The organism is Paenibacillus aceti (assembly GCF_003614185.1).
Lineage (GTDB): Bacteria > Bacillota > Bacilli > Paenibacillales > Paenibacillaceae > Fontibacillus > Fontibacillus aceti.
Genome location: NZ_KZ987724.1, coordinates 5,291,114 through 5,305,194 on the forward strand (window position 1 = coordinate 5,291,114; position 14,081 = coordinate 5,305,194).

Here is a 14,081-nt window from a genome sequence, read left to right on the forward strand (position 1 = left end):
AGGTTTCCTCTGAAACAGAGCTGTTCCCGATTTTTTGCGGCCTTTTTTGGTCATCCGGGCTGGCCCACGCAAGTCCCTCCCTTTAACCAACTATACGTTCAGCACCATCTCTACCTTCGTGAGATGCTCTTCCATCCGCTGGGAGGCAAGGGGTTCGTCTTGAACGGAAATAGCTTCATAAATCAGCTGATGCTCATTCCATAGCTGCAGTGCAGAGGCGCGTTCGCCGAACAGCCACATGCGCCGGGTGCTGCCTATATGCTTGGCACATTCCTGATGGAACAGGGCAAGCATCGGGACCAGAATCGGATTGTGGCTGGCTTCAGCCAGATAGACATGGAATTGTAAATCCTCCTGCTGACTTCTCTCTTCATCGTCCAGATATTTTTCCATCAGCTTCAGACAAGTGGACATTCGTGTGAGATCCTGTTCCGTTCTTCTTCGCGCCGCGAGTGCGGCTGAGCCGATCTCAACCAGCTTGCGAGCCTCGATCAAGGAGCGGAGCGAATCCATATCGGTGAGGGAGCTGAGCAATTGCTCGGCCGGATTGTGCTCCGGCCTGCGTGCGAAGGTACCTCCACCGTGACGAATATCGAGCCAGCCCATCGCTTTCAGAGCGCTTTGGGCCTCGCGGATCGTGGACCGCCCCACTTGGTATTGCTTGGCCAGCGCCTCCACCGAGGGAAGACGCTGCCCTTCGGCATAGCTGCCGTCTTTTAATAGCTGGAGCAGATGCTCTGTAACGAGTTCGGCCCCTTTTTTCATTTGGATAGGGTACATGATGGATTTCTCCCTGCTTGTTGATGTGAATAAGCTGTATAATCCTCAAATTCTATATTCCTTCAAATTTTAAATTAAGTCTATACATACGCTTTCATTATAAGGTATAATATCCCAAAAGTCATCAGATGACCTGAACAGTTATCCGAATCTAAGCTGCTTCTGTCCAGAATAATTGCTATTGGTTACCGATCAATTCATGGCAATCATCGATTTGTGTGGATTCGACTTCATCTACGATGAAGACAGGAAGAGGAGAGGTGTAAATGATATGCTGGATTCTGAGGTAAGACAGTCATTGCTTCAATGGCTTGGCCAGGAACGGTTCCGAGAGGATCAGGAAACTTTGGTCACCCATTCTTATGATGCTACCCCTATGCTGCAATCGCTGCCTGATGCGGTGGTCTATCCGGAGACGACGGCTGAGGTGCAATCTATATTAAGGCTTGCCAATGAACATCACATCCCAATCGTTCCGCGAGGCGCTGCGAGCAATCTATGCGGCGGCACTGTCCCTGTGCAGGGAGGCATCGTCGTAGCCATATCGCGGATGAATAAGCTGCTGGAGCTGGATACGGACAACCTGACGGCTACCGTACAGCCTGGCTTGAATACGAGGAAGTTCCATCAGGAAGTGGAGCGGCGGGGACTGTTCTATCCGCCAGATCCGAGCAGCATGGTCATCTCTACATTAGGCGGCAACATTATGGAGGGCGCAGGGGGCTTGCGAGGTCTTAAGTATGGCACAACCAAGGATTATGTGATCGGTCTTGAAGCGGTGCTTCCCTCCGGGGAAATAATCCGTACAGGCGGCAAGCTGTACAAGGATGTAGCCGGTTATGACCTGACGAAGCTGTTAGTGGGTTCCGAGGGAACTCTGGCGTTAATTACGGAGGCGACTTTAAAGCTTCTGCCTGCTCCAGGAGTACGTCAGACGATGCTGGTTGCCTTTGCAGATATTTATGGGGCGGCTCGCTCGGTCTCGCGGATTGTTGGCGCGCGGATTATTCCGGCCACGCTGGAAATTATGGACCAGGCCACGATATGTGTGGTAGAGGATTATAATCATATCGGTCTGCCCACGGATGTGCAGGCTATATTGCTGATTGAGCAGGACGGTCAGGAACCGGAGCAGGTGAAGAGGGAGATGACTGATATCAAAAATATCTGTGCGTCGGAAGGGGCCACAGAAATTCGTATGGCACAGGACGAGGCTGAAGCGGAGCAGTTGATGATGGCTCGTCGAAGCGCATTATCTACGCTTGCCCGCATCTCGCCGACGACGATCCTGGAAGATGCGACCGTTCCGCGATCTGCCATCGCCGATATGATCCTGGCAATTAACCGGATTGCTGAGAAGTACCGTGTCAACATATGCACCTTCGGGCATGCCGGGGACGGCAATTTGCATCCTACTTGTACGACAGATGCTCGTAATGAAGAGGAAATACACCGCGTTGAGGAAGCTTTTGCGGAGATCTTCGAGGAGGCGATCTCGATGGGCGGGACGATTACGGGCGAGCATGGGGTCGGAACGGTAAAGGCTCCTTATCTGGAATGGAAGGTAGGGACTGCGGGGATCAGCGTGATGAAGGGCATCAAGCAGGTTTTCGATCCGAACGGCATTATGAACCCGGGCAAGATCTTCGCCAAGCCGTCCCGTAAAAGGCTGGTGATCTCAAAATGAGCAGCCCTAATCCCAAAAAAGAGCGAGATTCATCCTTATTAATGCTACAGCAGGAGCTTACGAAGCAGCTGGATTATAATGAGCTAATGAATTGCATGCGCTGCGGCTTCTGCCAGCCTTCCTGTCCGACCTATCAAGAGACCGGCATCGAAGCTGCGTCGCCGCGGGGGAGAATTGCGCTTATGAAGGCGGTAGCTGACGGTGTAATGGAGCCGAATGAGTCGTTCCGCCAGCAGATCAATCTATGCTTGGGCTGCCGGGCCTGTGAGCCCGTATGCCCATCCGATGTGAAGTACGGTCAGCTGCTGGAACAGACCAAGTCGGTGCTGTTCGAACAGCCGTTTCACTCTGCCAAGACCAAGAAGATGAGTGGGCAGAGGGAAACTGCACCCGGGCCCGGTTATAGCTCTAAATCGGATCGGCCTCCGAACATGAAACGGCTGCATAAGCTGGTTAAGCCTGCCTTCAAGAGCCATCATCGCATGTTGTCTCTTAGCGCTCTGCTAGAGAAATATCAGCGCTCCGGATTACAGCGTTATGCGGCGAAGAAGAAGCTGCTTCGATTTTTGCCAGAGCATTTCCAGACCTTGGAGCGTATCCTGCCGCAGGCTGACAGTCAAGGCGTAGTAAAACGGGTGAAGGCCAGCTTGCTGCCAGCCAAGGGAGAGCGGATCGGAACTGTGGGCATGTTCCGCGGCTGTATCATGGATGTGCTCTTCACCGAAACGAATGTGAATACGGTGAACCTGCTGAGAGAATCCGGGTATGATGTGGTCATTCCTGAAGCGCAGGGCTGCTGCGGAGCATTGTTCTCTCACAGCGGCGATCTGAAGACCGCTCGGCAGTTCGCCAGGAGGAATATCCAGGCCTTTGCCGAGGCCAAGGTCGATTATATTGCCTCTAACGCTGGAGGTTGTGGAGCCATGCTGATTGAATATGATCATCTGCTGAAGGATGATGCGCTGTGGAAACCGCAAGCGGAGCATTTCTCACAGCAGATCAAGGATATAAGCGAGCTGCTGCTCCGTTCAGAGCGATGGAACTCATTAAAATCTGTAGGTGCAGGGCCTGACGATCAAGAATTCATTTCCCAAGAACGTCCCGATCACACACCTCAAGATACAGTTACTTATCAAGACTCCTGCCACCTGAGGAATGTCATGAAGGCAGGCCGGGGACCAAGGCAGCTGCTTCACCTTCTGCCCGATTTGAATTATGTAGAGCTTGAAGGTGCGGAAGGCTGCTGCGGTTCAGCCGGGATTTATAATCTGATGCAGCCGAAGATGGCGAATGATATTTTGGATCACAAAATGGATAAAGTGAATGAGACAGGGGCATCGATCATTCTGACCAGCAATCCCGGCTGTCTGCTGCAGATGAAGATTGGCGTTGAGCGGGAGCAGGCACAGGATCGTCTGAGGGTGATGCATGTGGTTGATTATTTTGCGGAGAAAGTCGAGAAAGTAATGAAATAAGAGTTCATCTCGCGCCCTTAGGGGCGTTTTTTTATATTCATATAGCTGCTTGCTCGTTGACAACGACACTACTCTGCGTTATTATGTAGCGGTACTCAGTAATATTAAGTACCTCAACACATGTCAATATTGTTCTTGTGAGGTGTATGTGTTTGGATAATCTAAGTGAAATGCTCAAAGGAGTGTTGGAGGGAATGGTGCTGGAAATCATCGGACGGGATGAGATTTACGGTTATGAGATTGTAAAGCGGCTCAATGCTCTTGGTTTTGAAGGGATTGCCGAAGGCACCGTTTATGCTTTGTTAGTACGACTGGAAAAAAACAAGCTGGTTCATATCGTGAAAAAGCCGTCCGGAATTGGTCCGCCAAGGAAGTTCTACACTCTCAATGAGCGAGGGCGGGATGAATTGATGTCATTTTGGGCACGATGGGATTTCTTAAACGAACGTATCCAAATTTTAAGAAATAAAGGAGGCAATGAAGGATGAGCTTCAGCAATGAAACACTTCGAAAGATAGATCAGTTTGCCAAGGAACAGGCGCAGCATTATCTGGAGGAGGCGGAGATGACCTATCTGGAAAAGCTGCGGGCCAAAACCAATCAGACCAAACATAAAATCGGCAGGAAATTAACCAGATTTAAGAGCAGCTCGGATCAGGCGCATGAGGCGCGTAATGATATGATCCTCTACATGAGCGATCTGATATCTCAGGGCTTATCGGAAGAGGAAGCTTTTGAAAAGGCAAGGGATAAGCTCGCGGCTTCAGGTGATTCTGATTTCCAAGCCGATCTTCATGAGCGTTTCCGCCAGTATTATGAAAATCGTGATCCTGCAGACTATGAGGCTGTCGGATTATTCTATGGCGGGTTCCTGTTTTTAGGTGTTGCTATCGGTTCCCTGATCGGGTTTCTCACTAGTGGAGGCGTTCCTGCCTTTATGCAAAATGGATGGATCTATACGCTGATCGGTACCGGGGTTGGAGCGATTATTGGCATAGGGCTGGGAGAAATAAGCCATGCGCTTATATCTATGAAGAGAAAGTAGGTGCTGTTTATGTCCTATATGAAAACGGCTCGCCGCAAGAAAGATTTGGGCATCACCGGCTGGATGGCGAAATGGTATGACAATAACACCCGTAAGTCGCGTCTTTCGGAGATGCGGGAATATGCTGATATCGTAAGCGGATATGTTGAAAATGGAGCGGAGTTGCTGGAAGTCGCTCCTGGCCCCGGCTATCTGGCCATCGAGCTAGCGAAGCAAGGCTACTCGGTAACCGGCTTGGAAATCAGCGCGGATTTCGTGGAGATTGAGAAGCGTAACGCCAGAGAAGCTGGCGTAAATGTAGACTTTCGGCAGGGAAATGCCTCTGCAATGCCCTTGGCCGATGGCGTTTATGATTTCATAATTTGCTCCGCTGCGTTCAAAAATTTCAGCGAACCACTGAAGGCTTTGCAGGAAATGTATCGTGTTATCAAGCCCGGCGGTGCGGCGCTTATTCTGGACATGAACCACGAAGCCACGAGTGAGGATATCGAGAACGAAATTCAAAAATCCGGTATGAAAGGCTTTGATCGCTGGTTTGTCAAACTGTCGTTCCAAACTTTTTTGAAGAACGGCGCCTATACCCGCGAAGGGTTCGAGGATCTGATAGCGCAGACAGACTTCCCGAAACATAAGATCGAAAAACACGGAATCGGCTTTCAAGTCTGGCTGTATAAACCAGAGCAGGACAGCCCCAAAAGTATGATTTAACATACCTCCTGTGGGGCTGCCCTCATTTAAAAATATCTGTTATTTTTCGCTTAGCGTCTCCTTGCGGCCAGGCAAGAACTTATTCAGCAAGATAGCCGCCAGGGAAGCGGCCAGGATTGGCGAACCCAGCAAATATTGCACGAAGGTAGGCAAGGAATACAAGTAATCCTTCGGAATAAGCACTAATGCCAAGGTTAGAATCATCGGAATGGCGACGATGTACATCTCTTTCTCGCCGATCCGCTCGTTCTTCATGACCTGTATGCCGTTAATGGCGATAATGCCGCAGACAATGCAGAATACGCCGCCGATGACAGCCGTCGGGATCGATGCAATTAGAGCAGCCAGCTTACCGGAACAGCCAAAGATAACGAACCAGCCACCAACGGCAAGGAAGACTCGGCGGCTGGCAATCCCGGTAATGGAAATAATGCCGGCATTGGTGGAATAGCCTGTAACCGGAGTAGAGCCGAGCAGAGAGGCGATCAGACAGCTAATGCCTTCGCCGATGACCCCTCGGTTAATATTTTGATCGGTTAACGGTTGATCGATGACATTGCTGACAGCGAACCAGGTCCCCGTTGTTTCAGCGAGCAGCACCAGATAAATAATGACCATCGTGATAATAGCCGAGAAATTGAAGGAGAAGCCGAAGTCGGCAAAGGGGATCTGCGGCATGCTGAACCAGTTGGCTTGGCTAACTGCCGAGAAGTCCAGTACTCCCATAAAATTAGCAGCGATACATCCGCCGATTAATGCGAACAGGACGGACATAATCCGGAATAATGATCCTTTGGTCCCTAGCAGGGAACCGAGGATTACAAAGATCAGCAGCACTGCGCCTGAGATTAGGGCCAGCATCACGTTCTGATTGATCGTCGCATCAGCGGCTTCATAAATATTGTCCCTGATCCCCACTGGCAATAAAGACAGACCCACAATAAAAATGATCGTGCCGCCCACAATCGGCGGAATGAAGGATTTGACGATCTTATTGAACACGCCGCTCATCCCCAAAATAATAACGAGAACCGCACCGACAAGGCTGGCGCCCAGCACGGAATTCCAGCCTAGCTGCCCGCCTCCGCTGGCGGCATAGATGCTGACAATTGCGCCAAGCGGAACATACGAAGGACCTTGAGCGATCGGCAGCTTCATGCAGAAGTAGCTCTGCACAATCGTGGCTAACCCCGCAGCGATAAAGGTAGATTGGATCAGTGCGCTGGACTGGTTGGATTGCAAGCCAATCAGCATGGCGATCAGGAAAGGAACCACATAGACGTCCATTGCTAATACATGCTGCAAGCCCAGAAGGGCGGACTTGCCAAATGATACCTTCTGATCGGGCAGAACTGTTAGCTGCGATGAATGGGTTTGAGCTTGCCCCTGGTTGACTGCTTCTGTTTTCACTGGGATGTACACCTCGAATATTATAGTTTTTTTGTATTTTAACGAGAATGAACCTTCATACCCTGTACCCATACTTCACGGATGTTTTCAGGTCTGGCCAGATAGATGATCTTCTCAAAAATCCCATGCCAGTCTTCATTCTCATCAAAGATCGGCAGCTTGGCAGAAGGCATTTTCGTATCGATGATCTGTACATCCCACGCATAATTCTGTTCAAGGCGACCGATCGGCAGGCTTAGACTCTCACCGCCTCCGGCTGTCGCCAGGTAGAACGCTTCATCGACCGTAATCCGCGACTCCGGAACACCGCGCTTATGTGCGGGGAGGGAAGGTCAACACCATCCTCCAGCATTCTCGAAGAGATGACGGCTTGTCTTATATTATCGAACAGACTCGGCGAGAAACCGCCGGATATGTCCGTGCCCAGCCCGATATCAATGCCTTTGCCATGGAAATGGGCAACCGGAATAACGCTATTGGCAAAATAGGCATTCGAGATCGGGCAGTGTGCAATCGCGGTTCCAGTCTCTGCGAATAAATCCGCATCAGGCTCGTCCAGGAAATTGCAATGCGCCATAACCGACTTCTCCCGTAGCAGGCCGAAATCGCGCAATGCAAAGGCATCATTTTTATCCAATCGATCCCGAACATAACCATGCGCCCAATCGCTTTCACTGCAGTGTGACTGGACATAGGCGTCATATTTGTCAGCAAGCTTGCCCAGGCCTCGCAAAGCTTCATCCGTACAGCTGGGAATGAAGCGTGGTGTTACTACGGGATAGACGCCCTGCTTTGCGGTTTTGGCTAGTTCCCGAACGGCGAGAATAAAATCCTCCGTATCCGCCAGTGCTGAATGGGTATCTGCATCACGGTAATATTCCGGGTTTTGCGCCGGATCATCCATCACCACCTTGCCGACGAGTCCGCGTTGTCCTTTCTTCACACAGAGCTCAGCCAGCAATAGACTGGCCTCTTTATGCACGGTAGCAAAATACAGTACGGTCGTTGTCCCGTTCGCGAGCAAAGTGCTGACCAGATCCTCATAGACTTTCTCGGCGAAATCAAGATCCGCAAATTTGGATTCCAGCGGGAAAGTGTACGTATTCAGCCAGTCATAGAGCGGAATGTCCAGGGCTGTCCCGGATTGCGCCCATTGCGGTGCGTGCACATGCAGATCGATGAACCCGGGCAGCAAATACTGGCCCTCAGCCAAACGACGGAAGTTGCTCTTGCCTTGATAGGCCTCCAGCAAAGGCTGGTATTCCGCATCCTCCGGAGCGATGACCTTCTTGATCACGCCCTCTGCATTGATCGCAAACAGATAGTCTTTTAATATTTGAACTTCTTTGGCAGATGTACTGGAAAAAGCAGTTCCTTGAAATAATTGCATATATTGTTCCATAGTTACCGCCTTAATGTTCGTATTTTCATATGATAAAAGCTATTATAATCCGTTAAAACAGATTAGTCCATAACAAAAGACGAATATAGATAACGACTTGTTTAATTGTTGTAGGGAATTCGTTCATTATCTGTAAAATAGAGAGTAAATAATAAAGACGTATCGCTTTATTCTGCATGCAGGTTAAGCGATACGTCTTATTGTTCTGCTCAGGACTAAGGATCAGCTTTCTAACTTTCTAATTAAGAAGGCATTATGATGGCTTTTGTTACATTTAGCTTAGGATAGGAAGTCATAAATTCCGGCAGTTCCTCAAGGTCAATACGATGGCTGATAAGCGGCTCAATTTGCACAATATTCTGCGCAATGAGTGTAATTGCTTCCTCATGGGTGTACGGGTTGATAAAAGAGCCCATAATTCGCAGCTCTTTGCTAAAGACATCGAAGGGCGAGAAGGATGCTTGCGCATCTGGCGAGGCAACTCCGAAGATCAACACCTGTCCTCCTTTACGCGCTGCTTTAATGGCTAACTCGACTGATTCAGTTCGCCCGACACATTCGATGACGAGATCTGCCGAGCTCAGCAGTCCCGCAGCCTCAGTTGGATCAAATGGTGACACGACATTGTCAGCGCCAAGCTTCAGCAGTGCCTCCCGCTTGTTCGGGTTTGGCTCGCTCACGGTGATGTGCGCAACGCCTGCTGCCTTGACAAGCTGGAGGAACAACTGTCCAATGAAGCCGCCGCCTGCGATCAACACATGATGATTCGCCCGCAGCTCCAATTTCTTGTAGCCGTGCAGCACACAGCCAAGCGGCTCGACCATTGCTCCTTCAAGCATACTTAAATGATTCGGTAGCTTGTAGCAGTTGGAAGCGGGAACGATGCATCGCTCAGCCATTCCGCCGTCCCGTGTCACACCAACGGCATTTAGCTTGTCGCACAGGTGAGCCCGCCCATTACGGCAATACTCGCATGCCCCGCAATAGATATTCGGATCAACGGATACCCGGTCTCCCTGCTGTAGAGTAAATACAGCTTCGCCTACGGCCAAGACGACTCCCGAGAGTTCATGGCCCAGCACAATCGGGGGATTTACCTCAGCTGAGCCTGGGTGACCGTGATAAATATGCTGGTCTGTACCGCATATGCCGCAGCAAGCAATTTGAAGCAGAACTTCATGTTTGCCGAGTGCTGGTTCACTCCACTCTTCAACTTTCATATTTAATGCTCCGTGAAGAACTGCAGCCTTCATGCTCCTCATCTCATTTCTCAATAATATTAAAACCGTGTGATGCTATCCCCATTAGTATTTAAGGCGGACACGCGAAGTGTCTCCCAAGGGATCGTCTTGCCATTGACCTGCTTAACTTGAATCTCTTTGATCTGGCCTGGAAGCAGGTCGAAGAAGTTGTCATTCATGACGAACCATTCTTCGTCGAGTTCAAGCTTGACCATACGAGCTGCCTGATCTGTCGATATCCGGACAAGATCGGCTGACTTGTCAACGCTTACCCGCAGCTGCGCTGGATTGAATCGCATGTCCTTATAATCGCGCAAGTAGATGAAGTTATCCTCGGTAATAGAGCTTGCAGAACTGGCTACACATACAACATCTGCGGCATTGGCTTCGGCTGTCAATTCCATTTCCGTTAGCGCAGCAATCTGAAGCTTGCTATTTGCAGGTACCGATACGTCGAATTCGTGGATGGACAACACCGATCCATCCATGCGATACACCGTTAGCCGTACTGTATCTTTGTAGTCATCCAGCCTGTCGTTAATTACCCACAATATCAGGTCTTTCCCCGCATCATGATCCGCAGTGATCAGCACAGGGGCAAAAAACTTGCGCGCATAGTGATACGCCGCCTTCGCGAGTCCATAATAGTCGATAACAGACCAGCTTGTTCCCGGCCAGCAATCGTTCAATTGCCAGAACAGAGCCCCGCTTGTCTCCGGTTTGTTGCGGCGGTAGTGTTCGATGCCGTATTTTAATCCTTCCGCTTGGGTTAGCATAGAGTAGTCCAGATACTCTTCTATATTCCCCGGAGCACCTGTAAATCCTTCCATGAGCAGAATTCCCTTCGCATGATGGATATCCTTATTGCGGTACTTCATCTCATCGCTGCCCCAGAAGAATTGATTCTCGGGGATGTTGCGCTGCAAAGTGTAGCGATTGGATGATGCATGCATGCCGAATTCGCTTGCGAATCGGGTCGTGTCGCCTTTGAACTTCTTGAAGGATAAACCGTCCATGCTATAGTCCTGCAACTGCGGCTGACCGAACTCCCGTGGTTCAATATTGCCATGCCACACTTGCCAGTTATGAGTGTCGCCTTCCTCACGCGAGTTGTGGTCATTCCCCCCGTAAGGAGAACTTGGCCAGAAAGTCCGTGTTGGATCTAGCGTCTCCAGCAGAGCTGGCATCAGCTCGTGGTAAATCTTCTCGCCATAAAATGGATGAGGGATCTCTCCGCTTGAACGAAGCGCCTCGTACAGCCAATCGTTCTCGTTATTCCCGCACCATAAAGCCAGGCAAGTTCGACTACGCAGTCGTTTTACGACTTGCTCGATCTCCCGCCGCACATTATTCATGAAGTTGCGATTATAGTCCGGATATAAGGCACAGGCAAACATGAAGTCCTGCCATACCAGTAAACCAAGCCGATCACATTCATCGTAGAAAATATCGCGTTCATAGATGCCGCCTCCCCAGACACGCAGCATGTTCATATTGGCGTCTTTTGACATATGAATGAGATGTTGGTATCGAGAATCTGGCACAGCAGCCATGAAGCTGTCGATAGGAATCCAGTTGGCTCCTTTGGCAAACAGCTTTACACCATTTAATACGAAGGTAAAGGTCTGCTGTCCATGTTCATCCCGCTGCATAAGTTCAACCGTACGGATGCCAAATGGCTGCTCATGTACGTCAACAGACTTTTCGTTATATAGAAGCGTTACTTTCAAATGGTATAAATACGGTACACCTAGGTCGTGCGTCCACCATAAGGATGGGTTTGAAATGTTTAGATATGCTTCGCTACTTAAGCTATATGCACAAATTGCACCGTCTTGGACCAGTCCATTACAACGATCGAATGGGATTATTTCTGAGGCGACCCGGTTGTTTTCGGTATCGATCAATTCCACATAAGCCGAGCAAGGCTTGTCTTTGTTGAATGACAATACGTCTACTGTTACTTCAACAGCTGCTGCCTTGTCCGTTATTGTTGATGTGCGGGCGAATACGCTATCTATATAAGCGTTGCGGCGCTTGAGGAGATGTACCCCCTTCCAAATACCTGCACATACAAGCCGTGGACCCCAGTCCCATCCATAGTGGTATTGAGCCTTGCGTGTCCAAATTCGCTTCTTGCTGAAACCGGACCAATAATATTGCATTTTGGCTTGAGCATGCAGATGTACGGGATCAATTTTGACGGCAAGGACATTCTTGCCTTTCTTCAATTCACGTGTAACTTCAAATGAATGGGCAATAAACATATTGTCAGTGGAGCCAAGCTCCACCCCGTTCAGGTACACAGTTGCATAAGTATCCAACCCATCGAAGACCAATTCAATGCGTTCCTGGTCATCCTGTTCGCCAAACCACTCAAAGGTGTTGCGATACCACCATACCTTGTCCTCGACCCAGCGCGACTGTTGATCGTTATGTCCATAGAAAGGATCTGCAATAATCCCCCGCTCGATCAACGTGCTGTGCACATCGCCAGGTACTTTGGCAGTCATCCAGAAATAGTCAATATACTCGGGAGAGGCAACCTCCAAATCGCGAGCTTCACCTACATCGAAATCCCGCAGCTTCCAGTTCTCTTGTAGTTCCATATAATTCTCCATTCCGAAGCAAGCCAAAAACCTGAGGCTATACTTATAGTTCCATGATTGAAACTGTCATAATAACATTACAAAAAAATGATAATGTGAATGAATTTAAATTACAAATGATTAGTAATCTCATTACTAAAACATTATTGATTAGCCTTAATTTAATGTCAAATAAATTGCTGTCAAAGGGAGTATAGTTTTTAACAGTACCATTAATACTAATATTGACCGCTTTTTTTTGTAACGTTATAATTATTTGTAATGTTTAAATTTGAATTTGGAAAGGAGGGACTCTCTGATGAAATCTAAAGTAACAATGCAAGATATTGCTGATCAGCTCAATCTCTCCAAAAATTCTGTATCACAGGCTATATCCGGCAAGGATGGAGTAAGCGAAGAGACGAGAAAGCTAATTCTTGATACAGCGGAACAAATGGGTTATATCTACCAGGCGGGACGCAAGAAGAGCCAGACGGATCAGTCTGGATATATTGCTTTAATTGCATCCGACTTTGCTTTTGCCCAAAAGGGCTTTTTTGGTGAAATCTACTTAAGCGTGGAGCAAGAGACGAGACAGCGTGGTAAACAATTGCTAATTCAATCCATTAGCCAAGAATCCGAAGAAGCGCTGATCCTGCCACCCATATTAGAGAATCAAGGTGTAGAAGGTATACTTATCCTCTCTCATCTAAGTACACCTTATATGAATAAGGTGATTTCCAAAGGGCTCCCAACCGTACTGATCGACCATCATTATCCGGCTGTAAAGGCAGATTGCATATTGACGAACAATCGCTTCGCAGCCTATGAAGCCATTCATTATCTGACTGAGCTGGGTCATCGGAATATCGGTTTTGTGGGCGACATCAATTTTTCTCCAAGTTATTATGAACGATATGAGGGATTCCGACTCGCGATGCGGGAAGCTGGGCTTGAAATGCGCAAGGAATGGCTCTTGCTGGATGCAACGGAACAAACTGAATATATGATGAATGCCATCAAATCAATTGCTGATCAACCCACGGCTTGGTTTTGCGTTAACGATGGTCTTGGCTTCATTCTAAATTCGACGTTACAGCAACAGGGCTTTCAAATTCCGCAGCAGGTATCGATTTGCAGTTTCGATAACGGGCAATTGTCCCAATTATCTACACCACTAACTACGACGATGGGAATTGATTTGAAGACATTTGGACGCAAGGCTGTGGAGCAATTATTCTGGAGAATGGATCATAAGCACGAGCCATTTGTGGAAATATTGCTGCCAACTATGCTGATTGCTAGAGAATCGACAACGAGACCAAGAGAGTCAAATGTTTTGATATAATGCTTTGGAACAGACTGCATGGAATTTATTCCTGCGGTCTTTTTTTGTGCTCTTTTACTGTAATTATTAATAATCCTTTGTAATGTTTAAGGTTATCTTTGGGCTATTACTAAGGAAAATTTATAGAAATATAGCTATAATAAGCCCTGCTAACTTTAAAATGTCACCTTAAAATAATGACAGAGAACATTACAAATGTGATTATAGTAACTTGATTTATTTTGATGATAATGTACAATTAATGTTACAATGAGGATTTGGATCATAATCTAATAGATGGATAATCTAAATTTTTTTAATGAAAAAGGATAAGAAGGTGGTCTAAACTAACTAAAATATTTTGTTGGAGAAGCATTAATGGTGGTAATTTACGTTTGACAAGCGGAATTTTATGTTT

General features: G+C 48.2%; 10 protein-coding genes and 1 pseudogene. 6 read left to right on the plus strand and 5 right to left on the minus strand.

The features are described from left to right. Positions 1-90 precede the first annotated feature (90 nt). Positions 91-780, minus strand: coding sequence for a FadR/GntR family transcriptional regulator (locus tag BFJ94_RS23775; protein ID WP_120464838.1), 690 nt, complete (start codon positions 778-780; stop codon positions 91-93). Between the two features lie 271 nt (positions 781-1,051). Here BFJ94_RS23775 and BFJ94_RS23780 point away from each other — a divergent pair, with 271 nt between their 5' ends. The 5 genes from BFJ94_RS23780 to BFJ94_RS23800 all read left to right on the plus strand — a co-directional run bounded on the left by BFJ94_RS23780 (position 1,052) and on the right by BFJ94_RS23800 (position 5,695). Beyond that, positions 1,052-2,467, plus strand: coding sequence for an FAD-binding oxidoreductase (locus BFJ94_RS23780; protein WP_068782675.1), 1,416 nt, complete (start codon positions 1,052-1,054; stop codon positions 2,465-2,467). Then, positions 2,464-3,942: a (Fe-S)-binding protein gene (locus BFJ94_RS23785; RefSeq protein WP_229716877.1), complete on the plus strand. Its 1,479-nt coding sequence runs from the start codon at positions 2,464-2,466 to the stop codon at positions 3,940-3,942. Before BFJ94_RS23780 ends, BFJ94_RS23785 begins: the two co-directional genes overlap by 4 nt. Before the next feature lie 146 nt (positions 3,943-4,088). Beyond that, positions 4,089-4,430: a PadR family transcriptional regulator gene (locus tag BFJ94_RS23790; protein ID WP_420707927.1), complete on the plus strand. Its 342-nt coding sequence runs from the start codon at positions 4,089-4,091 to the stop codon at positions 4,428-4,430. Then, positions 4,427-4,987, plus strand: coding sequence for a hypothetical protein (locus BFJ94_RS23795; protein WP_120464839.1), 561 nt, complete (start codon positions 4,427-4,429; stop codon positions 4,985-4,987). Before BFJ94_RS23790 ends, BFJ94_RS23795 begins: the two co-directional genes overlap by 4 nt. A 9-nt stretch (positions 4,988-4,996) precedes the next feature. Beyond that, positions 4,997-5,695 (plus strand): class I SAM-dependent methyltransferase, encoded by a 699-nt coding sequence (locus BFJ94_RS23800; RefSeq protein WP_069188428.1) that lies wholly within the window; start codon positions 4,997-4,999, stop codon positions 5,693-5,695. Between the two features lie 39 nt (positions 5,696-5,734). On the opposite strand, the gene BFJ94_RS23805 is transcribed toward BFJ94_RS23800, so the two are convergent. The 4 genes and pseudogenes from BFJ94_RS23805 to BFJ94_RS23820 all read right to left on the minus strand — a co-directional run bounded on the left by BFJ94_RS23805 (position 5,735) and on the right by BFJ94_RS23820 (position 12,357). Beyond that, positions 5,735-7,105: a uracil-xanthine permease family protein gene (locus tag BFJ94_RS23805; protein WP_120464840.1), complete on the minus strand. Its 1,371-nt coding sequence runs from the start codon at positions 7,103-7,105 to the stop codon at positions 5,735-5,737. A 38-nt stretch (positions 7,106-7,143) separates the two neighbouring features. Next, positions 7,144-8,507, minus strand: a pseudogene (gene guaD / locus BFJ94_RS23810) (guanine deaminase). Between the two features lie 242 nt (positions 8,508-8,749). Further along, complete coding sequence (locus BFJ94_RS23815) at positions 8,750-9,727, minus strand: zinc-dependent alcohol dehydrogenase family protein (protein WP_229716878.1); 978 nt, start codon at positions 9,725-9,727, stop codon at positions 8,750-8,752. 59 nt (positions 9,728-9,786) lie between these two features. Beyond that, complete coding sequence (locus tag BFJ94_RS23820; RefSeq protein WP_120464842.1) at positions 9,787-12,357, minus strand: beta-mannosidase; 2,571 nt, start codon at positions 12,355-12,357, stop codon at positions 9,787-9,789. Positions 12,358-12,655: 298 nt separating this feature from the next. Between BFJ94_RS23820 and BFJ94_RS23825 the strand changes: the two genes are divergently transcribed. After that, a complete protein-coding gene (locus BFJ94_RS23825; RefSeq protein ID WP_068782668.1) occupies positions 12,656-13,684 on the plus strand; it encodes a LacI family DNA-binding transcriptional regulator in 1,029 nt (342 codons plus the stop codon). The last annotated feature ends 397 nt before the right edge of the window (positions 13,685-14,081 follow it).

Bases quoted from the DNA above. Each gene is read 5' to 3' on its own strand.
- BFJ94_RS23815 (WP_229716878.1), bottom strand. From the start codon at position 9,727: ATGAAAGTTGAAGAGTGGAGTGAACCAGCACTCGGCAAACATGAAGTT.
- BFJ94_RS23785 (WP_229716877.1), top strand. From the start codon at position 2,464: ATGAGCAGCCCTAATCCCAAAAAAGAGCGAGATTCATCCTTATTAATG.
- BFJ94_RS23780 (WP_068782675.1), top strand. From the start codon at position 1,052: ATGCTGGATTCTGAGGTAAGACAGTCATTGCTTCAATGGCTTGGCCAG.
- BFJ94_RS23775 (WP_120464838.1), bottom strand. From the start codon at position 780: ATGTACCCTATCCAAATGAAAAAAGGGGCCGAACTCGTTACAGAGCAT.
- BFJ94_RS23790 (WP_420707927.1), top strand. From the start codon at position 4,089: ATGTGTTTGGATAATCTAAGTGAAATGCTCAAAGGAGTGTTGGAGGGA.
- BFJ94_RS23820 (WP_120464842.1), bottom strand. From the start codon at position 12,357: ATGGAACTACAAGAGAACTGGAAGCTGCGGGATTTCGATGTAGGTGAA.
- BFJ94_RS23800 (WP_069188428.1), top strand. From the start codon at position 4,997: ATGTCCTATATGAAAACGGCTCGCCGCAAGAAAGATTTGGGCATCACC.
- BFJ94_RS23795 (WP_120464839.1), top strand. From the start codon at position 4,427: ATGAGCTTCAGCAATGAAACACTTCGAAAGATAGATCAGTTTGCCAAG.
- BFJ94_RS23825 (WP_068782668.1), top strand. From the start codon at position 12,656: ATGAAATCTAAAGTAACAATGCAAGATATTGCTGATCAGCTCAATCTC.